The organism is Pseudarthrobacter sp. NIBRBAC000502772 (assembly GCF_006517235.1).
Lineage (GTDB): Bacteria > Actinomycetota > Actinomycetes > Actinomycetales > Micrococcaceae > Arthrobacter.
On the sequence record NZ_CP041188.1, the window covers coordinates 3,721,337 to 3,747,310 of the forward strand.

The 25,974-nt window shown below is 63.4% G+C and carries 23 protein-coding genes and 1 pseudogene; 10 read left to right on the plus strand and 14 right to left on the minus strand.

What is annotated here, in order from left to right:
- Positions 1-6: 6 nt before the first annotated feature.
- Positions 7-789: a TIGR00730 family Rossman fold protein gene (locus NIBR502772_RS17185; protein ID WP_056343990.1), complete on the minus strand. Its 783-nt coding sequence runs from the start codon at positions 787-789 to the stop codon at positions 7-9.
- A 117-nt stretch (positions 790-906) separates the two neighbouring features.
- Here NIBR502772_RS17185 and NIBR502772_RS17190 point away from each other — a divergent pair, with 117 nt between their 5' ends.
- The 4 genes from NIBR502772_RS17190 to NIBR502772_RS17205 all read left to right on the plus strand — a co-directional run bounded on the left by NIBR502772_RS17190 (position 907) and on the right by NIBR502772_RS17205 (position 4,223).
- Complete coding sequence (locus NIBR502772_RS17190) at positions 907-1,662, plus strand: amino acid ABC transporter ATP-binding protein (RefSeq protein ID WP_104062136.1); 756 nt, start codon at positions 907-909, stop codon at positions 1,660-1,662.
- Between the two features lie 73 nt (positions 1,663-1,735).
- Complete coding sequence (locus NIBR502772_RS17195; RefSeq protein ID WP_141141092.1) at positions 1,736-2,623, plus strand: glutamate ABC transporter substrate-binding protein; 888 nt, start codon at positions 1,736-1,738, stop codon at positions 2,621-2,623.
- 95 nt (positions 2,624-2,718) lie between these two features.
- Positions 2,719-3,369, plus strand: coding sequence for an amino acid ABC transporter permease (locus NIBR502772_RS17200; RefSeq protein WP_056343998.1), 651 nt, complete (start codon positions 2,719-2,721; stop codon positions 3,367-3,369).
- Positions 3,366-4,223 (plus strand): amino acid ABC transporter permease, encoded by an 858-nt coding sequence (locus NIBR502772_RS17205; RefSeq protein WP_104062134.1) that lies wholly within the window; start codon positions 3,366-3,368, stop codon positions 4,221-4,223. Before NIBR502772_RS17200 ends, NIBR502772_RS17205 begins: the two co-directional genes overlap by 4 nt.
- Before the next feature lie 65 nt (positions 4,224-4,288).
- Here NIBR502772_RS17205 and dapE read toward each other — a convergent pair whose 3' ends face one another.
- Positions 4,289-5,425 (minus strand): succinyl-diaminopimelate desuccinylase, encoded by a 1,137-nt coding sequence (dapE, locus tag NIBR502772_RS17210; RefSeq protein WP_141141093.1) that lies wholly within the window; start codon positions 5,423-5,425, stop codon positions 4,289-4,291.
- Between the two features lie 50 nt (positions 5,426-5,475).
- Here dapE and dapD point away from each other — a divergent pair, with 50 nt between their 5' ends.
- Positions 5,476-6,516: a 2,3,4,5-tetrahydropyridine-2,6-dicarboxylate N-succinyltransferase gene (dapD, locus tag NIBR502772_RS17215; RefSeq protein WP_141141094.1), complete on the plus strand. Its 1,041-nt coding sequence runs from the start codon at positions 5,476-5,478 to the stop codon at positions 6,514-6,516.
- A 7-nt stretch (positions 6,517-6,523) separates the two neighbouring features.
- Complete coding sequence (locus NIBR502772_RS17220) at positions 6,524-7,381, plus strand: hypothetical protein (protein ID WP_371706696.1); 858 nt, start codon at positions 6,524-6,526, stop codon at positions 7,379-7,381.
- Between the two features lie 55 nt (positions 7,382-7,436).
- On the opposite strand, the pseudogene NIBR502772_RS17225 reads toward NIBR502772_RS17220, so the two are convergent.
- Positions 7,437-8,047: pseudogene (locus NIBR502772_RS17225) on the minus strand (hypothetical protein).
- A 94-nt stretch (positions 8,048-8,141) separates the two neighbouring features.
- Positions 8,142-8,753, minus strand: coding sequence for a TetR/AcrR family transcriptional regulator (locus tag NIBR502772_RS17230; protein WP_141141096.1), 612 nt, complete (start codon positions 8,751-8,753; stop codon positions 8,142-8,144).
- A gap of 64 nt (positions 8,754-8,817) precedes the next feature.
- On the opposite strand from NIBR502772_RS17230, the gene galE reads away from it, so the two are divergent.
- Positions 8,818-9,831, plus strand: a complete 1,014-nt coding sequence (gene galE, locus NIBR502772_RS17235; RefSeq protein WP_104062128.1) for a UDP-glucose 4-epimerase GalE — start codon at positions 8,818-8,820, stop codon at positions 9,829-9,831.
- 165 nt (positions 9,832-9,996) lie between these two features.
- On the opposite strand, the gene NIBR502772_RS17240 is transcribed toward galE, so the two are convergent.
- From NIBR502772_RS17240 to fdxA, 3 genes are all read right to left on the minus strand, one after another.
- Positions 9,997-11,280, minus strand: a complete 1,284-nt coding sequence (locus tag NIBR502772_RS17240) for a citrate synthase (RefSeq protein ID WP_104062127.1) — start codon at positions 11,278-11,280, stop codon at positions 9,997-9,999.
- A 229-nt stretch (positions 11,281-11,509) separates the two neighbouring features.
- On the minus strand, positions 11,510-12,658 hold the full coding sequence (dapC, locus tag NIBR502772_RS17245) for a succinyldiaminopimelate transaminase (RefSeq protein WP_141141097.1): 1,149 nt from the start codon (positions 12,656-12,658) through the stop codon (positions 11,510-11,512).
- Positions 12,659-12,671: 13 nt separating this feature from the next.
- Positions 12,672-12,998 carry a ferredoxin gene (gene fdxA, locus NIBR502772_RS17250; protein WP_026265673.1) on the minus strand — a complete coding sequence of 109 codons (327 nt, stop codon included), beginning with the start codon at positions 12,996-12,998 and terminating at the stop codon, positions 12,672-12,674.
- Positions 12,999-13,132: 134 nt separating this feature from the next.
- Between fdxA and NIBR502772_RS17255 the strand changes: the two genes are divergently transcribed.
- Positions 13,133-13,378: a hypothetical protein gene (locus tag NIBR502772_RS17255; protein ID WP_246848570.1), complete on the plus strand. Its 246-nt coding sequence runs from the start codon at positions 13,133-13,135 to the stop codon at positions 13,376-13,378.
- An 87-nt stretch (positions 13,379-13,465) separates the two neighbouring features.
- Here NIBR502772_RS17255 and typA read toward each other — a convergent pair whose 3' ends face one another.
- Entirely contained in the window at positions 13,466-15,394 is a 1,929-nt protein-coding gene (typA, locus tag NIBR502772_RS17260; RefSeq protein WP_104062125.1) for a translational GTPase TypA, read from the minus strand.
- A 270-nt stretch (positions 15,395-15,664) separates the two neighbouring features.
- Between typA and NIBR502772_RS17265 the strand changes: the two genes are divergently transcribed.
- Positions 15,665-16,510, plus strand: a complete 846-nt coding sequence (locus NIBR502772_RS17265; protein WP_141141098.1) for an SGNH/GDSL hydrolase family protein — start codon at positions 15,665-15,667, stop codon at positions 16,508-16,510.
- 133 nt (positions 16,511-16,643) lie between these two features.
- Here NIBR502772_RS17265 and NIBR502772_RS17270 read toward each other — a convergent pair whose 3' ends face one another.
- The 5 genes from NIBR502772_RS17270 to NIBR502772_RS17290 all read right to left on the minus strand — a co-directional run bounded on the left by NIBR502772_RS17270 (position 16,644) and on the right by NIBR502772_RS17290 (position 24,075).
- Complete coding sequence (locus NIBR502772_RS17270; protein ID WP_141141099.1) at positions 16,644-18,347, minus strand: ABC transporter ATP-binding protein; 1,704 nt, start codon at positions 18,345-18,347, stop codon at positions 16,644-16,646.
- Positions 18,348-18,358: 11 nt separating this feature from the next.
- Positions 18,359-19,303: an ABC transporter permease gene (locus NIBR502772_RS17275; protein WP_141141100.1), complete on the minus strand. Its 945-nt coding sequence runs from the start codon at positions 19,301-19,303 to the stop codon at positions 18,359-18,361.
- On the minus strand, positions 19,293-20,222 hold the full coding sequence (locus NIBR502772_RS17280) for an ABC transporter permease (RefSeq protein WP_141141101.1): 930 nt from the start codon (positions 20,220-20,222) through the stop codon (positions 19,293-19,295). Before NIBR502772_RS17280 ends, NIBR502772_RS17275 begins: the two co-directional genes overlap by 11 nt.
- Before the next feature lie 125 nt (positions 20,223-20,347).
- Positions 20,348-22,033, minus strand: a complete 1,686-nt coding sequence (locus NIBR502772_RS17285; RefSeq protein WP_141141102.1) for an ABC transporter substrate-binding protein — start codon at positions 22,031-22,033, stop codon at positions 20,348-20,350.
- A gap of 278 nt (positions 22,034-22,311) precedes the next feature.
- The gene (locus NIBR502772_RS17290) at positions 22,312-24,075 is read right to left on the minus strand and encodes an ABC transporter family substrate-binding protein (protein WP_141141103.1); all 1,764 of its coding nucleotides are present in this window, start codon (positions 24,073-24,075) and stop codon (positions 22,312-22,314) included.
- 168 nt (positions 24,076-24,243) lie between these two features.
- Between NIBR502772_RS17290 and NIBR502772_RS17295 the strand changes: the two genes are divergently transcribed.
- A complete protein-coding gene (locus NIBR502772_RS17295; RefSeq protein ID WP_141141104.1) occupies positions 24,244-25,284 on the plus strand; it encodes an LLM class flavin-dependent oxidoreductase in 1,041 nt (346 codons plus the stop codon).
- Between the two features lie 125 nt (positions 25,285-25,409).
- On the opposite strand, the gene NIBR502772_RS17300 is transcribed toward NIBR502772_RS17295, so the two are convergent.
- A complete protein-coding gene (locus NIBR502772_RS17300; protein WP_168223564.1) occupies positions 25,410-25,928 on the minus strand; it encodes a DUF1877 family protein in 519 nt (172 codons plus the stop codon).
- Positions 25,929-25,974: the final 46 nt, after the last annotated feature.

Consider the following 25,974-nt stretch of genomic DNA (forward strand, 5'->3'; position numbering starts at 1 on the left):
GACGGCCTATTCGGGCCGTTGCTCGCCGTTGGTGGAAACCGGGGGCGTCCAGTGCAGCACCAGTTGCACCGCTTCGGCGGGATCGTCCACCACCTGGATGAGGTCCAGGTCCTTTGCGGAGACCATTCCCTCGGCCACGAGGGTGCCCTTGATCCATTCGATCATCGGCCCCCAGAAGTCGACGCCGAGGAGCACGATCGGGAAGGAGGTCACTTTCCGGGTCTGGACCAGGACCATGGCTTCAAAGAGTTCATCCAGCGTTCCCAACCCGCCGGGAAGAACGATGAAGCCCTGGGCATACTTGACGAACATGGTCTTCCGGGCGAAGAAGTAGCGGAAGTTAATGCCGAGGTCCACCCACTGGTTCAGGCCCTGCTCGAAGGGCAACTCAATGCCCAGGCCGACGGAGACGCCGTTGCCTTCCACGGTGCCGCGGTTGGCGGCCTCCATGGAGCCCGGGCCGCCGCCGGTAATGACGGCCACACCCGCGGCTGCCAGCTTCCGGCCTACTTCCATGCCCATTTCGTAATACGGGCTGCCGGGCTTGGTGCGCGCCGAGCCGAAGACACTGACGGCGGGCCCCAGATCGGCAAGCGCGCCGAACCCCTCCACGAACTCGCTTTGGATCCGGAGGACACGCCAGGGGTCTGAATGGACGAACTGTCCTGCGCCTTTGGTATCAAGCAAATGCTGGTCGGACATTTCCACAGCAGCCTGCTTGCGACGGAGTTCAAGGGGCCCCTTACGGCGCGGCTGGGAAGTTTTGGCCGGATCTGCGTTGATGCTCATCCCCCAAGGCTAATGCCAAGGCCAGCGTGCCTGTGGCAGGTATCTCTTGAATCACGATCCGCGCGAACTTGGCGTGATTCACCTCATAACCAGCCAATGTTCGCTAGATTCTTCTTTATGACTACTCATGTGCCCGGCGATGCGCTCGTCTCCCTGAATGGTGTGAATAAGCATTACGGTCAGTTGCACGTTTTGAAGGACATCAATCTCCACGTCCGTAAGGGCGAAGTGGTGGTGGTCATTGGCCCGTCAGGCTCAGGAAAGTCCACGTTGTGCCGTGCCATCAACCGTCTGGAAACCATCGAAGGCGGCACCATCAGCATTGATGGAAAGGTGTTGCCGGAGGAGGGGAAGGAACTGGCCCAGCTCCGCGCCGACGTCGGGATGGTCTTTCAGTCCTTCAACCTCTTCGCGCACAAGACCATCCTTGAGAACGTGACGCTTGGTCCCATCAAAGTCAAAGGCGTTGCCAAGGCCCAGGCCGACAAGGAAGCCATGGCATTGCTGGAGCGCGTGGGCGTGGGGCATCAGGCCCCCAAACTCCCGGCGCAGCTCTCCGGCGGCCAGCAGCAGCGCGTGGCCATCGCCCGTGCCCTGGCGATGAAACCAAAGGTCATGCTCTTTGATGAGCCCACCTCCGCGCTGGACCCCGAGATGATCAACGAGGTCCTTGACGTGATGATCCAGCTGGCCAAGGAAGGCATGACCATGGTTGTGGTCACGCACGAAATGGGCTTCGCCCGGAAAGCCGCCGACCGTGTGGTTTTCATGGCGGATGGCCAGATCGTGGAGGATGCCAAGCCGGAGGAATTCTTCACCAACCCGAAGAGTGACCGCGCGAAGGACTTCCTGTCCAAGCTGCTCACCCACTGATTCTCCATCACCGAACACACACTCCAGTTCGCACCCAGGCCGTGACCCACGGCCGACCAATGAAAGGAATGTCATGAAGGCATTTATGACCCGCCGGAAGTCGTTCTTCGTGGCGGCCACTGCTGCCCTGGCGTTGTCCCTGAGCGCATGCGGCGGCACCACCCCCGGCACCACCAGCGATCCCACTGTTGCCGACAAGCCGACGTTTGCCGCCGGCACCACCATGGCCAAGCTGTCCGCCGCGGGCACCATCAAGATCGGCACAAAGTACGACCAGCCGCTGTTCGGCCAAGTGGGCCTGGACGGCAAGCCGGTGGGCTTCGACGTCGAGATGGGCAAGCTGATCGCAGCCAAGCTGGGCATCGCCGCCGACAAGATCGAATGGTCAGAGACTGTCTCAGCCAACCGCGAACCCTTCATTGAGCAGGGCAAGGTGGACCTTGTCATTGCCACGTACACCATCAATGACAAGCGCAAGCAGGTCGTCAGCTTCGCGGGCCCGTATTACGAGGCCGGCCAGGCGCTGATGGTGAACAAGGACAACACGTCCATCACCAAGCCTGAGGACGTCGCAGGCAAGAAAGTCTGCTCCGTCACCGGTTCCACCCCGGCCGCGACAATCGTGGACAAGTACAAGGCCGAGCTCGTTCCGGCAGCCACTTACTCCGCTTGCCTTGAGCCGCTGCGCAACAAGCAGGTCGAAGCGATCACCACCGACAATGTGATCCTGGCCGGCTTTGTGGACAAGGAACCGGATGCCTTCAAGCTGGCCTCGGATGAAACCTTCACCAAGGAGCCCTACGGCATTGGCCTGAAGAAGGACGACACCGAATTCCGCAACTGGATCAACGACCAGCTCGAGGCGTTTGGCAAGGATGGGTCCTACAAGAAGGCCTGGGAAGCAACGGCAGGCTCGGTCATCAAGACCGCCCCTGAACTTCCCGCCATCAACCGCTACTAGGTAGCCACGGCGGCTTCCGGGGAATTCGTTGAACGCGTTCCCCGGAAGCCGCCGGCCTGCTTTTTGACCGCCTACGCCCAGAGCCGAAGGATCCTATGGAAGTCATCATTGAAAACCTCCCTCTTTATTGGGAAGGCCTTCTCCGCACTCTTTTCCTGTCCGTCGTCTCCGGGATCATCGCCCTTATCCTCGGAACACTCCTGGCGGCAGCCCGCGTTTCCCCCGTTGCGGCACTCCGGGGATTCAGCACCGTCTACGTGGAAATCCTCCGGAACACTCCACTGACCATTGCCTTCTTTTTCGCAGCGATCGTTCTGCCCCGCCTCGGCGTGACATTCCAGCAGTTCGAGGTCGCAGCGATCATCGCCCTCAGCGCCTATACAGCGGCCTTCATTGCTGAAGCCGTCCGCTCGGGCGTTAACAGCGTCCCGCTCGGCCAGGCTGAGGCCGCGCGCAGCATCGGCATGAACTTCGGCCAGGTCCTGAATCTCATCATCCTGCCGCAGGCGCTTCGGACCGTGATCCCGCCGCTGATCAACATCCTGATTGCCCTCGTCAAGAACTCGTCCGTCGCCGGCGCGTTCTTTGTCCTGGAACTGTTCGGCTACGGCCGCCAAATGGCCAACGCCAACGGCGACCAGGTCATGGCAGTACTGCTCGGCGTTGCGTTCTTCTATCTGCTCCTCACCATTCCGCTGGGCATCCTTGCCAGCACGGTGGAACGAAAGGTGGCGATTGCCCGATGACTTCAGTCCTCTACGACGTTCCCGGCCCCAAAGCGCGCCGGGTCTCGCTGATCGGTTCCGTGGTTGGAACCGTGCTGATCCTTGGACTTCTGGCATGGATTGGCATGACTCTCGCCCAGCAGGGCATTTTTGAAGGTCGCCGCTGGGCGATCTTCACCCGGGGCGACGTCTGGACCCTGCTCGCCAATGGCCTCGGCGCCACGCTCACCGCCGCCGCCCTCGCCGCAGTGATCGCGTTTCCCCTCGGCCTGATGTTCTGCCTGCTGCGCATCTCGCTGGTCGCCTGGATCCGGATTCCCGCCCGCGTGGTCCTGGAGTTCCTGCGTGGCATGCCGGTTGTGCTGATGATGCTCTTCGTCCTGCTGGTGTTCGGGACAAGTTCCTTCGTCGCAGTGGTGGCCGGGCTCGTCCTCTACAACACCGCTATCTTCGCGGAGATCATCCGGGCCGGCATCCAATCACTGCCAAAGGGACAGCGGGAGGCGGGCCTGACCATCGGCCTGACCAGCTTCCAGTCCCGGATGCTCATCGAGCTGCCGCAGGCTGTCCGCCGTATGATGCCGTCGCTGGTTGCCCAACTCGTGGTGCTCCTGAAGGACACCTCCCTGGGCTACATCGTGGCGTACGGTGAACTTCTGCGCGCAGTGCAGGTCATGGCGGACTTCCTCGGGAACGCGTTCCTGTTCCCCATCTTCTTTGTGGCTGCCGCCATCTACATTGTGATCAACATCTGCGTTTCCCGGCTCGCAATCTGGATCGAGCGCCGCGGTTCCACGAAGACGGCAGGCGGCGTTGCCAAAGCGCCGACCGCTGTGGTCGCACCGGAACTACCGGATGTACGCGAATCCAAGTAGCCACATCCACCCCACAAGCAGAAGGGTCCGCAGCCTGCAGGCTGCGGACCCTTCTGCTTGCAGGCTTACGCCGCGAGCCAACTCCGAAGCGCCCGCAGGCACTCCCGGATGGCGTCGGCGTCGACGTGCTCGTTGTCCTTGTGGGCCAGCAGCGGATCGCCGGGGCCGAAGTTCACTGCCGGGATCCCCAGTTCGCTGAAACGCGCGACGTCGGTCCAGCCGTATTTCGGTTTCGGCTCGGCTCCGACGGCGGCCACGAAGGACGCGGCAGCCGGGTGGTTCAGTCCCGGGCGCGCACCGGCGGCAGCGTCCGTGCGGACCACAGCGAAGCCCGCCAGCAGTTCGCGCACATGCGCCTCCGCCTGGTCCGGCGTCTTGTCGGGGGCGAAGCGGTAGTTGATTTCGACGACGCAGCGGTCCGGGATGACGTTGCCGGCCGTGCCGCCATTGATCTTCACGGCGTTGAGGCTCTCGCGGTAGTCGAGGCCGTCCACGTTAATGGTCTGCGGCTCGTAGGCTGCCAGCCGGGCCAGGATGGGTGCCGCTGCGTGGATGGCGTTGCTGCCCATCCACGCACGGGCAGAGTGTGCTGCCTCACCCACCGTCGTGGCCTCAAAACGGCTGGTGCCGTTGCAGCCACCCTCGACGGTGCCATGGGTCGGCTCCAGGAGGATGGCAAAATCGCCGCCCAGGAGGCTGCCGTGGTTGCGGACCAGCCGGCCCAGTCCGCTCTTGACCTCTTCCACTTCCTCGTGGTCGTAGAACACGAAGGTGACGTCGCGCTGGGGTGCCGCGCCGCCGTCGAACATTGTGGCCGCCAGCGCGAGCTGCACGGCGACGCCGCCCTTCATGTCCGTGGCCCCGCGTCCGTAGAGGATGCCGTCCCCCGGGATGCCTGAATCCCAGGTGGACGGGACGGTACCGCGCGCGCCTTCAGTAACCGGCAGCGGCACTGTGTCCAGGTGTCCGGCGAGGATGACGCGTTCCGTCCTGCCGAGTTCCGTGCGGGCGATGATGGCGTCACCGTCGCGGACCACCTGGAGTTCCGGGATGGCCCGCAGCGCCACTTCGACAGCGTCCGCCAGTTCCGTCTCATTCCCGGAGACACTGTTGATGTCCATCAGGGCGGCGGTCAGCACGGAGACGTCCTGGCGGAGGTCCAAAGGCGCGGTGATCGATTCAGGGGCGGTTTCGGCAGTCACGTTGCCAGTCTAGTTCGAACCCGGTGCCCGCCTCTCGGTACACTGGGGCCATGACTGAGACCGCTACCTCCGCCGCGCCCAAAGACCAGAACGCAACTTCCGAAGCCCGCTCCGCCTACGGCTTCGGGTTGGCAACCATCGCCACTGCCACGGGCGAGGATAAGGCCGAAGCCACGGTCCTGGACGTCTGGTTCCCGGCGCCGGCGCTGGGCATCGCGGCCGATAACCTGCGTGCCGTGGAGAATGCGGACGAAACCCTGGTCCAGCTCGCCGAGAGCGGCATCGACGCTGACCGCGGGACCGAGCAGAAAGTGGTCTTCGTCCAGATCAACCTTGACGAAGCTCCGGCTGACACCGCAGACGCGTACCTCCGGCTGCACCTGCTCTCCCACCGGCTGGTCCGGCCCAACACGATCAACCTGGACGGCATCTTCGGCAAGCTGCCCAACGTGGTGTGGACCAACTTCGGCCCCGCCGCGGTGGAAGGCTTCGAACTGACCCGCGCCAGACTTCGCCGCCGTGGTGCCGTCACCGTCTACGGCGTGGACAAGTTCCCCCGCATGGTGGACTATGTGGTGCCCGCCGGCGTCCGGATCGCCGACGCCGACCGTGTCCGTCTCGGTGCCCACCTCGCCGAAGGCACCACCGTGATGCACGAAGGCTTTGTGAACTTCAACGCCGGCACCCTGGGCGCCTCCATGGTGGAAGGCCGCATCTCCGCCGGCGTCGTCGCCGGCGACGGCAGCGACGTGGGAGGCGGCGCGTCGATCATGGGCACCCTCTCCGGGGGCGGCAAGGAAAAGATCGTCATCGGTGAGCGCGTCCTGCTGGGCGCCAACTCCGGCGTCGGAATCAGCGTCGGCGATGACTCCGTGGTGGAGGCCGGCCTGTACGTCACCGCGGGAACCCGTGTGCTTGTTCCTGGGCCCAAGGACGAGAACGGCGAAGACACCGCCAAGATCGTGAAGGCAGCCGAGCTGTCGGGCGTCCCCAACCTCCTGTTCCGGCGCAACTCCACCACCGGGGCCGTCGAGGCGCTGCCGCGCAAGGGCCAGACGGTGGAACTCAACGACGCCCTCCACGCCAACTGACCCGTCGGTGGCACGTGGACGCAGTTTCGTTCGCCCCACCGTGCTGCTGCTTACCCTGGCGCTGGCGGGCGCCGGCATCTACACAGCAGTCTCCTTCCTGCAGCGCTCTGAAACCCTGGTCTCGGAGCGCTGCACGGCCGACGTCGGGACCCAGAGCGCAGAGCTTGCAACGGACCAGGCGGTTAATGCCTCACTGATTACAGCGGTGGCGGTGCAGCGCGGGCTGCCTCCCCGGGCAGCCAGCATCGCCCTTGCCACCGCCATGCAGGAATCCAAGCTGCGCAACATCACCCATGGCGACCAGGCCGGCCCTGACTCCCGCGGACTCTTCCAGCAACGTCCCTCGCAGGGGTGGGGAACCGAGGCCCAGGTGATGGACCCGTACTACGCTGCCAATGCTTTCTACGATGCCCTGGTCAAGGTTCCCGGCTACGAGTCCCTGGAAATCACCGACGCCGCCCAGCGTGTCCAGCGCTCGGCTTATCCCCTCGCATACGCCCAACACGAAGATATGGGCCGGTCCTTCGCGTCCGGCCTGACCGGTCAGGCGCCCGCCTCCGTGCTGTGCATGTTGCGCGCCCCGCAGGAACCGGGCATCCCCGCCGCCGTCGAGTCCGAGCTAGCCCAGGCGTACGGGCCGCTCGCCATCACCACGGAGAATGATTCGCTCGTGGTGGCAGCCGACGGCACCCAGGCCTGGTCCGTGGCGCAGTGGGCAGTTGCCAACGCCAAGGGCCTGGCGGTGACGCGCGTGGATGTTGCAGGCCGGAGCTGGGACCGTGGGGATCAGGGCGGCTGGCAGGAGTCCGACGCGCCCGCCGGGCAGGTCCGCATTACGGTGGCACCGGCCGGCACCGGCAGCTGACGGCCTGGCAGCTAAAGGCCGGGGTGCTGATGCCCCGGATGCTGACCGCCCACCCTCAGACCAGGATGTCCACCACGGGCTGGACGTAGCTGCGGAAGAGCTCCGGCGCGGACATGAGGTTATGGCTCATGATGATCTTGTCCGGCTCCACATACCAAGCCCGCTGTTCGTTCAGCGGCAGTTCGATGATGGTCAGGGTGAAGTCCCGTGACCGCCGGCCCACCTCCAGCAGGCGGTCATCCACCATGTCGCCCAACAGCTGGTCCGAACCGCTGGCCACCCGTTCTGCTTCCAGCCGGACGTACTCGCTGCGGCGTTCCCGTGCCCAGGTCAGCGCGGACCCGAAATGCGCCTGCAGGACGCGCTGGAGGGCGGGGGAATTTCCGAATTCTTCAAAATCCGGTGGGGACAGCTCCGGTGACGTCTGGGGTGCGCCTTCAGCAGCTGCTCCCACCAGGCTTCCCATTCGGTCTTGAGTGCGCTCAGCCCGCCGACGTCGGAGGTGAGATGCGAGTGGTCGGCATGGCGGATCTTCGGCGCGGCATGCGACAACGCGGGGTGGCCGGCGCCGTCGAGTCCTGCCGCATCACGGACAAAGAGCGCGATCATCAGAGGCCCGGACGTGTCCGTAGTAATCTGCCAGCCGGAACCACCTGTGTGATGCATCCCTACTCCTCCTGTGGCCTGCCTTTACCGGCCTGACCAGCCGGTTCCGCTCCCCCGGCTCCCAGTCTATTCCCGATGCCACCGGACGGTAATGTCAGGCGGCCAGGCTCTTCAGGTGCCGGTCCAGGACGTCATGGCACATCTGTGCCGTCATCCAGGCGGGCTGCAGGAGGGCGTGCATGCACAGCCCGTCCAGCGTAGCCAGCAGCCTCTCTGCCTCGACCGCCAGCGACTGCTGCCCGTCGCCGTCGTCCGGTACCAGGGCGGTGATGACCTGCCCGACGACGGCGGCCACCTCCCGGTGGCTCCGATCGGCCTCCGCCTCGAGGAAGGGACGGATCCTGGCGGCGTTTTTGAAGGCCATCCACACACAGGCGTCCACGGCCCGTTCCTCGTCAAGCGGCAGAAATTCACCCAGCAGGGTTAAAACCGCCTCATGATGCGGGCCGGTCCCGGGTTTGCTGGCGGCCATAGCCGGCAATGCCGCGGTGAGCCGGCCCGTGATCCGGTCCACAACGGCGGCAAAGGAATGGCTGAGCAGTTCTTCACTGCTGGCGAAGTAGTGCCGGACGGAGCCTACGGCGAGGCCTGCTTCGTCCGCCACCTCCCGCAGTGACGCCCGCTCAAGGCCGTCGACGGCGATGATCCTGAAGACCGCGTCAACAATTTCTGCACGCCGGGCTACGGCATCAACAATTTTGGGCACCCCTATTATTTAGCACACCCGTGCTTAAATCCACGCATCCGCGGAATTGGGATAGCGTGGGGGCATGAAAATTCTGGTCACAGGTGGCACCGGGTACATCGGTTCGCACACAGTCTTGTCCCTGCAGGAAGCCGGCCACGATGTGGTGGTGATCGATAACCTGGTGAACTCCAGCGAGGAGTCACTGCGCCGGGTTGCCGAACTGAGCGGCAAGACCGCCGAATTCCACAACGTGGACCTGGTGGACGAAGCCGCAGTGGAAGGCGTCTTTGCCGCCCACACGATCGACGCCGTGATCCACTTTGCCGGGCTCAAGGCGGTTGGTGAGTCGGTCCGCGAACCGCTCAAGTACTACTACAACAACCTTGTGGGCACGCTGAACCTGATCCGGGTGATGGACCGCCACGACGTCCGCTCCATCGTGTTCAGCTCCTCCGCCACAGTGTACGGCGAGCACAATCCCATTCCCTATGTGGAAAAGATGGAGATCGGCGCCAACAACCCCTACGGCCGCACCAAGGAACAGATCGAGGACATCCTCGCCGATCTGGGCGCTGCTGACACGCGTTGGCACATTGCCCTGCTGCGCTACTTCAATCCGGTGGGCGCGCACCCGTCAGGCCGCATCGGCGAGGACCCCCAGGGCATCCCCAACAACCTGGTGCCCTTCATCGCCCAGGTGGCCGTGGGACGCCGCGACAAGCTCATGGTGTTCGGCGGCGACTACGACACCCCGGACGGAACCTGCCTGCGGGACTACATCCACGTCGTCGACCTCGCCGAAGGCCACGTGGCAGCCCTCAACCACGTGGCAGACCGCTCAGGCGTCTACCGCTGGAACCTTGGCTCCGGGAAGGGCTCCTCCGTGCTGGAGGTCCTGCGGTCCTTCGAGAAGGCCGTGGGCCAGCCCATCCCCTACGAGATCACCGGACGCCGCGCGGGCGACCTCCCGGCGTTCTGGGCCGACGCCACCTCCGCCCTGGCCGACCTGAGCTGGTCCACCACGAAGACCGTGGACCAGATGTGCGAGGACCACTGGCGCTGGCAGAAGAACAACCCCCTGGGTTACACGTCATAAACAGCAACTGAACAGCAACGCGGGGTCACTTACTGCCCGATCCGAAGGGAAAATCAGGCAGTAAGTGACCCCGCGTTGCAGTTGCCGGTAACGTACGACGGCGGCCGGTCACCTTCGTGGAGAAGGTGACCGGCCGCCGTCGTACTGCCGATGAGCCGGTGGGGATTAGCGGACCGGGTAGTCGCGCTCGGGCTCGCCGATGTACAGCTGGCGCGGGCGGCCGATCTTGGTGTTCGGGTCGCTGATCATTTCACGCCACTGGGCGATCCAGCCCGGCAGGCGGCCGATCGCGAACAGCACGGTGAACATCTTCTCCGGGAAGCCCATGGCCTTGTAAATCAGGCCGGTGTAGAAGTCCACGTTCGGGTAGAGCTTGCGCTGGATGAAGTAGTCATCGTTCAGCGCCTTCTCTTCGAGGCGCATGGCGATCTCGAGCAGTTCGTCGTTGCCGCCGAGCTTGGTGAGGATTTCGTGGGCCGTGGCCTTGACGATCTTGGCACGCGGATCGTAGTTCTTGTAGACGCGGTGTCCGAAGCCCATAAGGCGGACGCCGTCTTCCTTGTTCTTGACCTTCTCCATGTAATCCTCCGGCTTGGTGCCGTCGGCCTGGATCTGGCGGAGCATCTTGAGCACTGCCTCGTTGGCCCCGCCGTGGGCGGGACCGAAGAGTGCGTTGATGCCAGCAGACACCGAGGCGAAGAGGTTGGCGTTGGAGGAGCCCACCAGGCGCACCGTGGAGGTGGAACAGTTCTGCTCGTGGTCAGCGTGCAGGATGAGGAGAAGGTCCAGCGCCTTGGCGATGACCGGGTCCACTTCGTACTGCTCGGCCGGCAGGCCGAAGCTGAGGCGGAGGAAGTTCTCCACGAGGTTGTGGGAGTTGTCGGGGTACAGCATGGGCTGGCCGATGCTCTTCTTCAGGGCGTAGGCGGCGATGACCGGCATCTTGGCCAGCAGCCGGTACGTGGAAACCTCTACCTGCTCAGCGTTGAACGGATCCAGCGAGTCCTGGTAGAACGTGGACAGCGCCGACACGGCCGAAGAGAGCACAGGCATCGGGTGGGCATCACGCGGGAAGCCGCTGAAGAAGCCCTTGAGCTCTTCGTGCAGCAGCGTGTGGTGACGGATACGCTGGTCGAAGGCTTCCAGCTCCGTGGGTGTCGGCAGGTTGCCGTAGATCAGCAGGTAGGACACCTCAAGGAAGCTGGAGTGCTGCGCCAGCTGTTCGATGGGGTACCCGCGGTAACGCAGGATGCCGGCATCGCCGTCGATGTAGGTAATTGCGGACGTGGTTGCTGCGGTGTTCATGAAGCCGGGGTCAAAGGTGACTGCGCCCGTCTGCTTGAGCAGCTTGGAAACGTCGTAGCCTTCGTTTCCTTCAACAACCTGGATGCGCGGGAGCTTGAGCTCGCCTCCTGCATGGTGCAGGGTTGCGCTGTTGGTCTCAGTCATGGAGTCCCCTTCATGAGGCGCGAGGGCCTCTGTCGAAAGCTTGATCCAACATCCGGTGAGCCGTGGCAGTGACCCTGTTCATCCAGGAATCCAATACCCGGGCTGCCTTCTTGTAGAAAGCCACCATTGATAGTCACTTAAAAAGTACCGTCCGATTGCGGGTGTCACTAATCGGAGGCGTGCGAAACCCCCGTAAAATGCCGCCTTTGTGTTGCGAGTCACATGATTGTTACGGCGTCGTGGCCAGTCTGGCCACGGCGGCGTCAATCCGTTCATCAGTGCCCGTCAATGCGACACGCACAAACCCGTTGCCGGCTTCGCCGTAAAAGACGCCTGGCCCCACCACGATGCCTCGCTCAGCAAGCCGGGCCACGGTGTCCCAGGTGCTCTCTCCGGCGGTGGACCAAAGGTACAGTCCGGCGTCGGAATCTTTGATCTCCAGCCCGAAGCCCTGCAAAGCCGGGACCAGGCGCTCCCGGCGTCCACGGTAGCGGTCCTTCTGGGCCTGGACGTGGGTGTCCTCGCCCACCGCAACCCGCATTGCTTCCTGCACCGGGTAGGGGACGATCATGCCGGCATGCTTGCGGCTGTTGACGAGGTTGGCCATGATGCCCGGGTCACCGGCCACAAACGCTGCGCGGTAACCTGCCACGTTGGACTGCTTGCTCAGCGAGTACACGGCCAGAAGGCCCTCGTGGGACCCGCCGGAAACGCGCGGATCCAGGATGCTGGGCACGGGCTCGCCACCGCGCTGTGCGTCCCACGCGCCCCACCCGAGTTCGGCGTAGCACTCGTCCGAGGCCACCACGGCGCCCAGTTCGCGGGCCTGCGCCACAAGCGCTTTGAGGGACGCAACATCCCTGACGCTTCCGGTGGGGTTGCCCGGGGAGTTTACCCAGATCAGCCGCACGCGTGCGCGGGTGGCATTGTCCAACTCGTCGAGGTGGTCGGTCGCGACGGAGGTGACGCCGGCGAAAGTAGCCCCGATGTCATAGGTGGGGTAGGCAACCTTGGGGCGGACGACGACGTCGCCCGGCTTCAGCCCGAGCAGGAGCGGCAGCCACGCCACCAGTTCCTTGGAGCCGACGGTGGGCATAACGTTCTTAGGGTCCAGGCCGGGGACGCCGCGGCGCCGCTCGAACCACGCCGCAATGGCTTCCCGCAACGGAACGGTGCCGTGGACCGTGGGGTATCCCGGGGCGTCCGCGGCGGCCCTGAGGGCATCCTGGATCACAGCGGGAGTGGGGTCCACAGGCGTGCCGATCGACAGGTTCACGGCCCCGCCAGGGTGCTCAGAGGCTTTGGCCAGGTACGGTGCCATGGCCTCCCACGGGTAGTCGGGCAGGCTGAGGCCAAAGCCGTTCACGGCAGCGGTCAACGCGATGCCCGGCTCAGTGGTCTTGGTTCTGCGGCGGCAGGGCGGCGATCATCGGGTGATCCTTGCCCGTGTTGCCCACCTTGGCGGCGCCACCGGGCGAGCCCAGGTCATCGAAGAATTCGACGTTGGCCTTGTAGTAGTCAGCCCACTCTTCGGGGGTGTCATCCTCGTAATAGATGGCTTCCACCGGGCACACCGGCTCGCAGGCACCACAGTCGACACACTCATCGGGGTGGATATACAAGGAACGCTCACCCTCATAGATGCAGTCAACGGGGCATTCCTCGATACATGCCTTGTCCTTGACATCTACACACGGCTGCGCGATTACGTACGTCACGTCCCTTGCCTCTCCACGATATTTCCCGGCAGTGGCCGGCACTTGAATCCGGCACCGGCCGGACTATTGACTTCTGAGCCTATTATCTCCCAGCCCGTCCACGCGAACCTAGCCGGCCGCCTTAGTATGAACTGGTGAGTCCCGCCCAGCCTACGCCCCGAGAATTTCTGGCCACCGCCGCGCCCGGAACACGGGTTGTAGTGCGTTACCGGATTGACGGCGGCCTGACGGACGCCCTGGGGCATCTGGTGGCCACTGACGGCGGCGGCTGCACAGTCCGCACGCGGAAGGCCGACGTCGTGATCCCCTTGGACGTGGTGGTGGCTGCCAAGGAAGTGCCGCCGGCGCCCGAGCGGCGCCCAGCCCGCGTCCGCAACTGAAACTCCCCTGACACAAGAGAAACTGCCGGCATGACGGCGGGGTTCCCGCCTGCCGTGCCGGCAGTTTCTGTGATGTGCTATTTAGGACTAGGCCTTGGCGCGTGCCCGTGTGGACTTGGCGCGTTCGCTGGCGTCCAGGATGAGCTTCCGGATACGGATGGACTCCGGGGTCACCTCAACGCACTCGTCTTCGCGGGCGAATTCCAAGGATTCTTCCAGAGTCAGGTTGCGCGGCGGCGTCATGTTCTCGAAGGTGTCCGAGGACGCTGCACGCATGTTGGTGAGCTGCTTTTCCCTGGTGATGTTCACGTCCATGTCATCGGCGCGTGAGTTCTCGCCAACGATCATGCCTTCGTAGACCTCGGAGGTGGGCTGCACGAAGAATGACATGCGTTCCTGGAGCTTGATCATCGCGAACGGGGTGACCACGCCAGAGCGGTCGGCCACGATCGAACCGTTGGTGCGGTACTCGATGGGGCCGGCCCACGGCTCGTAGCCCTCGGCGATGGAGGAAGCAATGCCGGCACCGCGGGTGTCGGTGAGGAACTTGGTGCGGAAGCCGATCAGGCCACGGGCCGGAACGATGAACTCCATGCGGCACCAGCCGGTGCCGTGGTTGGCCATGTTGGTCATGCGGCCCTTGCGGGCTGCCATCAGCTGGGTGACGGCACCGAGGTACTCTTCCGGCACGTCGATGGTCATGTGTTCCATCGGCTCGTGGATCTTGCCGTCGACGGTTTTGGTGACAACCTGCGGCTTGCCGACAGTCAGTTCGAAGCCTTCACGTCGCATCTGCTCAACCAGGATGGCCAGCGCGAGCTCGCCACGGCCCTGGACTTCCCAGGCGTCGGGACGCTCGGTGGGGAGAACCTTGATGGAGACGTTACCGATCAGTTCCTTGTCCAGGCGGTCCTTGACCTGGCGGGCCGTGACCTTGGCGCCCTTGACCCGGCCGGCCAGCGGCGAGGTGTTGATACCGATGGTCATGGAGATGGCGGGATCGTCCACGGTGATCAGCGGCAGCGGCTGCGGGTTGTCGACGTCGGTGAGGGTCTCACCAATGGTGATTTCCTCGATACCGGCAACGGCGACGATTTCGCCCGGACCTGCAGACTCGGTGGGAACACGGTCCAGTGCCTTGGTGGCCAGCAGTTCGGTGATCTTGACGTTCTTGAGCTCTCCGTTGGCGCGGGCCCAGGCAACGGTCTGGCCCTTGCGCAGGGTGCCGTTGTAGATGCGCAGCAACGCGAGGCGGCCCAGGAACGGGGAGGCGTCCAGGTTGGTCACGTGTGCCTGGAGGACACCGTTCGGGTTGTACGTCGGGGCCGGGATGTGCTCGATGATGGTCTTGAACAGCGGCTCAAGGTCTTCGTTGTCCGGAGCGGAGCCGTCGGCGGGCTGGTCCAGGGAGGCGCGGCCCACCCTCGCTGCTGCGTAGACAACCGGAACTTCAAGGATCTTGTCGAGGTCCAGGTCCGGAACTTCGTCGGCGAGGTCCGAGGCGAGGCCCAGGAGGAGGTCCATGGACTCGTGGACAACTTCCTCGATGCGGGCGTCGGGGCGGTCCGTCTTGTTGACGAGGAGAATGACCGGCAGGTGCGCGGCCAGGGCCTTGCGCAGCACGAAGCGGGTCTGGGGCAGCGGGCCCTCGGAAGCGTCCACGAGGAGTACAACGCCGTCCACCATGGACAGGCCGCGCTCTACTTCGCCACCGAAGTCGGCGTGGCCGGGGGTGTCGATGACGTTGATGGTGATGGTTTCACCGTTGGAGGACGGTCCGTTGTAGGCCACGGTGGTGTTCTTGGCCAGGATGGTGATGCCCTTTTCGCGTTCCAGGTCACCGGAGTCCATGACGCGGTCTTCGAGGTGGTTGTGTTCGGCAAAGGAGTTGGTCTGCTTGAGCATGGCGTCGACCAGAGTGGTCTTGCCGTGGTCAACGTGGGCCACGATCGCGACGTTGCGGAGGTCACTGCGCGATGCAGTGGCTACCGCGGTGTTGGTGGTGGTTTCAGACATGCGTGATTGCTCGATTCAGTGGTGAAGTCAGCTGTTGTTTCGCGACATTTCCAACCGGAACGCACGACGGATTAGCCCAATAACACAGGGCTCCTTCCCTCATTCTAAACGCTGAGCCTATTGTTGGCCTAAAAATCTCGGATCGGCCCAGTCCGGCCGGTGGGTAATTCCGGCGCGCCGCGGCCCAAAGAGTGACCAAGCTCACTGGATTTTTGTGACTTGATGCACCATCATTGCTGTGATAACCACAGCAAGCCCGGAGAATCCCTGATGCGAAAAGCCTCGGCTCTGACCCGCTTTGTCGCCTCTGGAATCGGGGTAGCCGCGCTTCTGGGCGGCTGCGGACAGACCCCAGCAGCAACACCGGACTCCGGCGTGCCATCCCCGGCGCAGGCGGCCGCGGCCGGCGCATACCACGCCCGCAGCGGCGATCCGATCAGCCTGCCTGACGGTTCTGTGTACCGGAACCCGGCCAGCGGGCGTGACGAGGTGGTGGTGCCGGACATGCGGCACACTGCCCTCCTGATCGGCGATTCCCAATCCGAACCTGCTGACGGGTGGCCGCGTCTTGGCCTTGCCGCCGTTGGTTACAAGGTCCACTTCTGCGGGCTCGGCGGCACGGGATTCGTGGCGTCCAACGGCAAGACGGGCAACTACATCGACGCCTTGCAGCGCGGCGACTGGAAACTGCCGTACGGGACGCCCGCGCTGATCGTCATCCAGGGCGGCGGCAACGACGCCGCGCACGGCGCCACCGATGCCCAGATTGTGGCCAACGCCGACCGCCTGATCGGGGCACTCCGGGAACGCTATCCAGGCGCCAGGATGGCCATGATCGGCACCCTGGCCCGCGGCGTCAACTACGGTGGCGGACGGAGGACCCAGGTGGACGCGCTGCTGGGCACGGTGTCCGCCAGGAACGGCATACCCTTTGTGGGCGTGGGCGACTGGCTGTCGAAGTACAACCTCGCGAAGAACCTGGCAGATGCCGTCCACATGGATGCCGCAGGCCGCAGGTCACTGGGCGGGCTGCTCGGATCCAGGCTCAGGCAGCTGGGGCTCGAAGGCCCACCGCTGGACGGAACGGCCCCGGTGGCGGCTTCCCCAGCGGGCTGAACAGACTTTTAGCGGGCGGAACTCGCCCTTGGCGCGCTGAACAGAGCGTTAAGCAATGGAGCCGTTAAAACGGAATGGAGCCGGCGCGCTGAAGGCACCGGCTCCATCCTTAACCCGGGATACTGCGGCCGGATCAGGCCACTTCGGGCGGGAGCATCAGCTTCGCACCGGGAATGGCATTGAGCAGCGCCTTCGTGTACTCCTGCTGCGGAGACTCGAAGACGTCGTCCGTGGAACCGGTCTCCACCAGCTTCCCCTTTTCCATCACACAGACGTGGTCGGCAATCTGCCGCACCACGGCCAGGTCATGGGTGATAAAGAGATAGGTCAGCCCGAGGTTGGCCTGCAGGTCCGCGAGCAGGTTAAGTACCTGCGCCTGGACCAGCACGTCCAGCGCGGACACGGCCTCGTCGCAGATGATCACCTCCGGATCCAGTGCCAGAGCACGGGCAATGGCAACGCGTTGGCGCTGGCCGCCGGAGAGCTCGTTCGGGTAACGCTGCATGGCGGACTGCGGCAGTGCCACCTGGTCCAGCAGTTCCCGGACCTTCTTCTCGCGGCTGGCCGCGTCACCAATCTTGTGGACCCGCAGCGGTTCCTCAATGGTGCGGAAGATGTTGTACATCGGGTCCAACGAGCCGTACGGATCCTGGAAGATAGGCTGAACGCGCCGCCTGAACTTGAACAACTCCCGTGTGTCCAGGCCTGACGTGTCCACGCCGTCGAACAGGATCTTGCCATCGGTGGGCTTTTCCAGCTGCAGTACCATCTTGGCTACGGTGGATTTGCCGGAGCCCGACTCCCCCACAATCGCCGTCGTGGTGCCGCGCCGCACTTCGAAGCTCACCCCGTCCACCGCCGCGAAGTCGGTGGACCCAAAGCCCTGTCGGAGCTTGTAGACCTTGCGCAGGTCCTGGATCTGCAGGACGTTATCGGCGGCCGCTGCCTCCGCAGCGGGAGCCAGCAGGTCAGACGCTTCGAGACCCTGCTCCTTGGCGACCTGGATCCTTCGGCTAGCCAGTGACGGAGCAGATTCAACCAGCCGCTTGGTGTACGGGTGCTGCGGATTCTGGAGCAATGCCAGCGAAGGCCCGGCCTCCACTACCTGCCCCCGGTACATCACCACAACCTTGTCCGCCCGTTCGGCGGCCAGCCCCAGGTCATGGGTGATCAGCAGGACAGCCGTGCCCAATTCTGTGGTCATGGTGTCCAGGTGATCCAGGATCTGCCGCTGGACAGTAACGTCCAGTGCCGACGTCGGCTCATCCGCGATCAGCAGGCGCGGCTGGCAGGACAGCCCGATGGCAATGAGGGCACGCTGGCGCATACCGCCGGAAAACTCATGCGGGTACTGCTTGGCGCGCCGGTGGGCATCCGGCAGTCCCGCCTCGGACAGCACTTGGGCGACATCATCCGGGCCACTGGGCCTGCCGTTGGCGCGGAGGGTCTCCTTGACCTGGTAACCGATCTTCCAGACCGGGTTCAGGTTGGACATCGGGTCCTGCGGGACCATACCGATCGTGTTGCCGCGCAATTCGATCATCCGCTGCTCAGTGGCGTGGGCAATGTCCTCGCCGTCGAGTAGGATCTGCCCGGCGGAAACGCGGCCGTTGTTGGGCAACAGGCCGATGGCAGCGAGTGCCGTCGTCGACTTGCCCGAGCCCGACTCCCCCACGATTGCCACGGTTTCTCCCGGCATGATGGTCAGGTGCGCGTTGCGGACTGCCTGGACTTCACCACTGCCGGTGGTGAACGTGATGGCCAGGTCGCGGATTTCCAGCAGTGGCTTCACTCCCGCAGACGCTGCCTCATCGATGTGGATTTCTGGAGTAGTCATCTCTTTCTCTCTCATCGCTGCCGGCTCTTGGGGTCGAGGGCGTCGCGTACCGCGTCGCCCAGCATAATAAAGCTCAACACGGTGATGGACAGCGCTGCCGCCGGAAAGAGCATGATTTCCGGCCTGGTTCGAATAGAAGCCTGCGCGCCGGCGATGTCATTACCCCAGGACATGATGCTCTGCGGCAGGCCAATGCCCAGGAAGGACAAGGTGGCTTCCGCCACGATAAAGACGCCCAGCTCGAGGGTGGCAAGGACGATAATCGGTGCCAGGGCGTTAGGCAGAACGTGGCGGACCAGGGCACCAAACTTTGAAACGCCCAGGGAACGGGCAGCCGTCACAAAGTCGGCATTGCGCACTTCAATGACCGCACCGCGGGTGATGCGTGCCATCTGCGGCCATGCCAGCAGCGCAATCACAAAAACGACGCTCCAAACGCTCTTGTTTTCGCGGAACAACGGCAACTGGGTGATCACCAGTGCGCCGAGGATCAGCGGCAGGGCGAAGAAGACGTCGCCCAGGCGGGCAAGCACGGCATCGACCCAGCCGCCGTAGTAGCCCGCAAGAGCCCCGACGGTCACACCAATAACCAGGACGCAGAGCACAGAGAGCAGACCCACTGAGAGCGAAGCCTGGGTTCCATGGACGACTCTGGAATAGATGTCGCAGCCCTGGAAGGTGAATCCGAAGGGATGCCCGTCCGTGGGGCCGCCTTCCGAGTTGGCCAATACACAGCCATCATTCGGAGCGACGGAGGAGAAAAGGCCCGGGAACAGCGCCACCACGGCAAGTGCCACGATGAGCAGCGCCGAAATTATGAACAGTGGACGACGGCGGAGCTTGCGCCAGGCGTCCGCCCACAGGCTCAGCGGTGCCTGGTCTGTCTTGACGGTGTCGGTTGCCAGCAACGGAGTTTCGTCGATGGGCGCCACAAAGTGGCTGTTATTACTGGTCATAACGGATCCTCGGGTCAAGCCAGGCATAAAGGAGATCAACGAGCAGGTTGGCCACCACGAAGACCAGCACAAGAACGCTGACGATGGAGACGATGGTGGGGCCTTCGCTCCGCAGGACGGCCTGGTAGAGCTTGTTGCCGACGCCGGGGACGTTGAAGATGCCCTCGGTCACGATCGCACCGCCCATAAGGCCGCCGAGGTTGGCGCCAAGGTAGGTCACCACCGGAATCAACGAGTTACGCAGGATGTGTGCGATGACCACCCGAGGCCGCGACAGGCCTTTGGCGGTAGCAGTCCGCACGTAGTCAGCGTTCATGTTTTCGCTGACAGAGGCGCGGGTCAGGCGGAGAACATACGCGAAGGACACCAGGCCCAGGACCACTGCCGGAAGCAGCAGGCTGCCCCAATCAGCGTTGGCCCCGACCGTGGGTTTCGCCCACTCGAGTTTTACGCCAAAGACGAGTTGAAAAACGAAACCCAGAACAAACGTGGGGACCGCGATGACAACCAGCGAAACTACCAGGACGGTGGAGTCAAACCAGCCGCCGCGGCGGAGGCCGGCGAAGACGCCGAAGGCTACGCCGAAGATTGCCTGGATGGCCAGTGCCTCAACGGCAAGCATTGCCGTCACTGGGAAGACCCTGGCCAAGCTTGCCGCGATTGGCTGGCCGGTGAAGTCGTTGCCGAGGTTGAACGTGAAGAGGTTCTGCAGGAAGAGCCCGTACTGGACCCAGAAGGGTTGGTCCAGGTGGTACTGGCTGCGCAGGGTGTCGATGACTGCCTGCGGGGGCTGGCGGTCTCCGAAGAGCGCCGCAATGGGATCGCCGGGAAGGGCGAAGACCATGTAGTAAACCAAAAGCGTGGTGCCAATGAAGACGGGGATCACTTGGAGGAGTCGTCGCAGAATAAAGCGGACCACCGGATCACCAGCCTTCTGGATGCGAAGAGAGGTGTTTCATTTGTGCCTTCCTGCCGTGCAGGACAATGGGGGCCCGGCTTTGTGCCGGACCCCCATTCGCCTGGCGGCAAGTTAGATCCTGGAGACTACTTGGCCGTGATGTTGTAGTAGAGAATTCCGCCATTCCAGCCGGTTTCGGCCTTCACAACGTTTTCGCTCCACACGATCGGCTTTGCCTGGTCCCAGAGCGGCAGTCCGGGAAGGTCCTCGAAGAGCACTTCCTGGGCCTCGTTGAACTTGGCATTGGCCTCATCCGTAGTCTTGGCGGCAAGCCCTTCCTGGAGCAGCTTGTCGAACTTAGGGTTCGAGTACTTCTCGTAGTTGGAGGAAGCGCCCGTTGCCCAGACCGGTCCGAGGAAGTTGTAGAGCGACGGGTAGTCGCCCTGCCAGCCGGCGCGGCTCAGGCCCGGGAGGGACTGGGACTTGCGCAGGTTCAGTACTTCAGCGAACTTGGCGAAGGGCTGGATTTCGGCCTGGATGCCGAGGTTGTTCTTGAAGCCGTTGGCCACGGCGTCAATCCATTCCTTGTTGCCACCATCGGTGTTGGAGGCAATCTGCAGCGGCTTGGAGGCGTCGTACGGCTGGATCTTGTCAGCCTGCGCCCAGAGGTCCTTGGCCTTGGCAGCATCGAACTTGAGGATTTCGCTGCCCTTAAGGCCTTCCTTGAAGCCATCGATGACCGGCGGGGCAAAGGCCTTGGCCGGGGTGCGGGTGCCGTTGAAGACCACCTTGGCGATCTCTTCGCGGTTGATGGCGTAGGACAGTGCCTGGCGGCGCAGCTTGCCGGCTTCACCCTGGAAGTTCGGGTTGTAACCCGGGATGTTCAGGGTGGAGTTGGTGGCCACGGCCTTGGTGGCGTTGCGGTCCTGGAAGTCCGTGACGTAGGTCTTCAGTGCGTTGGACGGCAGTACGTCGGTGACGTCCAGGTTGTTGCCCTGAAGGTCCGTGTATGCGGGGCCCGGATCGGTGTAGAACTTGAAGGTCACGCCGCCGTTCTTCGATTCGCGGGGACCCTTGTAGTCGGCGTTCTTGACGAGGGAGATCGACTGGTCGTGTACCCAGGAGCCGGTCTTTTCGAACTTGTACGGACCGTTACCTACCGGGTTTTCGCCGAAAGTCTTCGGATCCGCCAACGCTGCGGACGGCAGCGGGAAGAATGCTGAGTAGCCAAGGCGGAGCGACCAGTCAGCTTCCGGCTGTGCGAGCTTCACCGTGAGGGTCGAATCGTCTGTAGCTGTCAGACCCGACATCGTTTCCGCGGTGGGCGCCGGCGTGGTGGTCTTCTTGCCATCGGCCGCTGTTTCGGTGGTCACGGCCGAGACATCTGCATAGCCTTCGATGGACTCGAAGAAGAACCCGTTGTTCTGCAGGTTCTTGGAGTTCGCCGCGAAGTTCCAGGAATCAACGAACGTCTTGGCGGTGATCGCTTCGCCGTTCGTGAACTTCTGGCCCTGCTTGATCTTGATCGTCCAGTTCTGGGCGTCGGGCGACTCAATGGACTCTGCAAGCGAGTTGACCGGCTTGCCGTCGGCGTCGTAGCTGCGAAGGCCTTCGAACAGCAGCTCGACAACGCGGCCGCCATAAACTTCGTTCGTATTTGCCGGCAGCAACGGGTTCTGTGGTTCGTTGCTGTACGCGGTGATCACCTTGTTGGGATCGCCGGCCGACTGGCTGGCACCGTCATTGCTGCCGCCTCCAGCGCCGCAGCCTGTCAGGGCAAGGGCAGCGATCGCCACCATGCCGAGTGCTTTGGAAGTGCGCGTGAAACGCATTCCGCCTCCTATGAGTTGTGGGAGATATTCAGGGGAAATCTTTTGCTCCCCGGCAGGCCGATCACAGGTTCTCACTGTGACGTGGCCTACATATACGAGTAGCCTAACCGCACAAAGTCCAAATACTGGTACTCCGTTGCCAAACCGTAACCAGTTAACCGCCAATAACTAGCCGGTACCCGGAAGTTGCGCAAGTCACATGCTACTCGCTGGTAGGGGATGCTGCGAATCGAGGACGGGGCCGGGCTCCCACAGCGGTGACAAGCCCCCAGGACGCCCTATTTCAGGCGCCACTCCCACACATTCCACCAAACGCCCAAAGGGCCTGAGCTGGGCTTGATACCCGTCACGCGGCTGCTGAAAGCCACGGTTCCAGTGGTCTGGTACAGCGGCAGGCCGTAGGCGCTGTCCCACACGCGTTTGTCGATGTCAGCCAACAGTTCGTCCTGCTTTGCAAGGTCCGTAGTGCCGGACAGTTGCTCCATGGCTTTGTCTGCGTCGCCGTCGGAAAATCCGTTGAAGTTGCTGCCGCCACCGGTCTTGAAGATCTGCGGGACGCGGCTGACGCCGACCCCGGGTCCGATGGAACCGAGGATGGCGGCGTCGTAGCTGCCGCCGCCGAGCGCTTTCGCCCAGTCCGAGCTGCCGAGGCCCGCGTCTTCAACAGTGAATCCGGCGAGGCGGGCGGAATCGCGGATCAGGGAGAAGACCCGCACGCGGTTGGGGTTGTCCCTGTTGTACAGAATGCGGACCGTCGGAGCGGCATCCCGCAATTGCGACTTCGCGCCTTGGATGTCCACGTCAGAGTATTCGGCCGAACCGTTGTTTTTCACGGCGTCCGGATACTTCGGATGGGGTGGCAGGAAGACGTGCGAGTCCAGGGGTTTCGCGTCGGCGACAAATCCGCCCACCACGTCATCCACGATCTCCTGGCGCGGAACAGTCTTCAGGAAGGCCTCCCGGACATCCTTGTTGGCGAACGGTCCTGAAAAGTTGAGATCGAGGTGGTCGTAGCCGGACTGGCTGAAGCGCTGGACGGTATTGCCCTGCTCCACCAGCCTGTCGAAGAGGCTTTCGGTGCCGGCAGAGGGCTGCGGGGCAATGATGTCCGCCTGGCCGTTCCTGAGCGCGGCAATGGCGGTAGAGGCGGCACCGGTGAACCGTACGGTGATGTCATCGAGGTAGGGCTCCGGTCCCCAGACATAGTCCCTGTTCCGGACCAGCCGGATCGAGGCGTCCGGAACGATGTCCCGGACGATGTAGGGGCCGCTTGAAAGGTACATGGCCGGGTCATCAGGAAGCGTTTTGGTGTCGAAGCCTGAGTTCCAGAAGTTGCTGACCCGCTTCAGAGGGGCGTTGACCGAGGGCTGTTCCGTGTCGCCCCGGGGCGAGCCCTTGATCAGGTCCACGAGGTCGTCTTCGTCGTTAAGGCCGCTCTTGGCGGCGACAACATGGGCGGGGAGCCCGACGTCGAACGCTACTTCCCAATCAGCGTACGGCGCGGCGTATTCCAGCGTGATGGAACGCCCGTCACTCCCGATCTCCGGGAGTGCGGTGGCCCCCAGGCCGCTCTTGTCAGCCGCGGCCGAAAAGTACGTAGTCCCGGTCCCCGCCCTGGGTTCCGCGTCGTCGAAGTAGCCCGAGCCGGCGGCCCAGGACAGGAGGAGGTCGCCGGCGTCAATGGCTTCGCCGTCGGACCATTTCACACCCTCGCTGACGGTGTACTTCACCTTCAGCGGCTTGTCGGAGATTTTCTCGATCCGGCCGAATTTCTCGTTCCGGACCACCTTTTCGGTGTCATCCACGTAGTAGAACCCGGAGTGGGTGATGTGGCCGATCTTGGTGTTGATGTCCGTGTTTCCGTCGGCACTGAACGGGTTAAAGGACGTGAAGGCGTTCACCTCGGCCACAGTGGCGCTGCCGCCGCGGTTCGTCTCACCGACCACCACCGGCGGCGCACCCCCGGAAGCGGAGCACCCCGAGATAACCAGCGCCGCAACGACGGCCCCGGTGATGACCTGAATCAGACGCCTCAGGGGCATGCCGTCTCCTTTGCCTGTCCGGAATCAGACGTTGAAGCGGAACATACCTATTAATGCCCGCATGACGTTGAATGTCCTTGTTTTTCCTTGAATTCTAGCGGTTCAGGGCGTCGGCCAATGTCCGCCTATCATGAGCATCAGACGCACACCGATCCTTGAAGGAAGCCCATGCCTGTCTCCTCACGACCTCTACGCAAGCTTGGATTCCTTACGATTGGCCTGTTCGATCCGGCGGATCCGGCCGCAGGGCACGAATCGACGCTGCAGGTCATCGAACTGGGCGAGCGGCTTGGATTCGACAGCGCCTGGCTCCGCCACCGCCATCTGCAGTTCGGAATCTCCTCCCCCATTGCGGTCATGGCCGCGGCCAGCCAGCGCACATCCCGGATCGAGCTTGGCACCGCCGTGACCCCGCTGGGCTGGGAAAACCCATTGCGCCTGGCCGAGGACCTGGCCACCGTGGATCTGCTCGCCGGCGGACGAATCAATCCGGGACTCAGCGTAGGTGAACCAATGAACTACGACACGGTGAAACACGAGCTTTACCCGGATTCCGCTGAGCTGGAGGACTTCAGTTATGCCCGCGTGGACCGGCTTGCCCGTTTGATTGCAGGGGAGCCGGTCCGGGAATTTTCCGGCAAGCAGGGTGTCGTCGAGGAATTTTCCAATCGCGTCGAGCCGCACTCTTTCGGGCTGCGTGAACGGCTTTGGTATGGTGCGGCAAGCAAGAAATCGGCCATCTGGGCCGGGGCCAACGGATTCAACCTGCTCTCCAGCAGTGTGATCTTCCCCGAGGCTGACCAAGAACCGTCATTCGCCGACATCCAGCAATCACAGATCCGCGCCTACCGTGAAGCCGCCGCGAATTCCGCCCAATCGCGCGGACAAGCCCGGGTCTCGCAAGGACTGGTGGTGATCCCGACCGATTCGGCTTCAGCGAAACAGCGGGAAAAGTACCTGCGGTACGTCGACGAACGAACTCCCCGCACCCGGGCGCCGCAGGGGCCGAAGAGGATGCTGTTCGCCCAGGATCTTATCGGCACCAGCGATCAGATTGCCGAACAGCTGTACGCACACGCCGGGTTCCAGGAGGTCGACGAAGTGGCATTTGCGCTGCCCTTCAGCTTCGATCACGAGGACTACGTCCAGATCCTCACCGACATCGCCACGACATTGGGTCCCGCCCTGGGGTGGACGCCAGCAGGTTAAGGATTCAAGCCTGCCGGCTGGAATCACGCGGTCCTACATAGAGCTGCTCCGAACAGGACGGGATCAGCTGATCATTGCCGGGGTGTCTGTCTTGTCTTGCGGATCTGGTGTGGTCATTGCTGGGATCATCCGATCATGTAGACCATGCCGCGTCCCTCGTCAGCGAGGTTCGCCGTAAAGGTCCGCGCCTTCCGAAGGTAGCTCCGGACATAGTCGACCTCACCAGCAACGTCCGGACTGAAGCAATGCGATTCCCGCAGCCGCAACTCCACGTCCTCGGCGCAGACCTCTTCCAGGTCCCTTGCGACAGCCAACACCTCCGGTGGGGTCAGTGTCCGCACCCAAGGCTCCCAACCCATGCCGTTCATGACCACTGCGCCTTCGAACATCCGATAGGCACGACGGGTGATCAGGTCTGGTTCCGCTGGTGCAGTGAGGCACTGCAATTGCCGCCATGCTTTGTCGAGGTACAGCATGTCCCGGTTCGGCACCGCTTGCTCAAACGTCGGGGTGCTGATCGTGGCACCCTGTTCGAATCCCCATGCATCGGCGAGCGGATCATCGGAGAGAAAGCTGAGAGGATCGGCAAGCGCTTGGTCGGTCAGGTTGCCGTCGAATGCGTACGCGTAGTATCTGATTCCCATTCGCCAAGCATCGCCGGGCTGCGGGCTGCACGTAACCGCCACATTC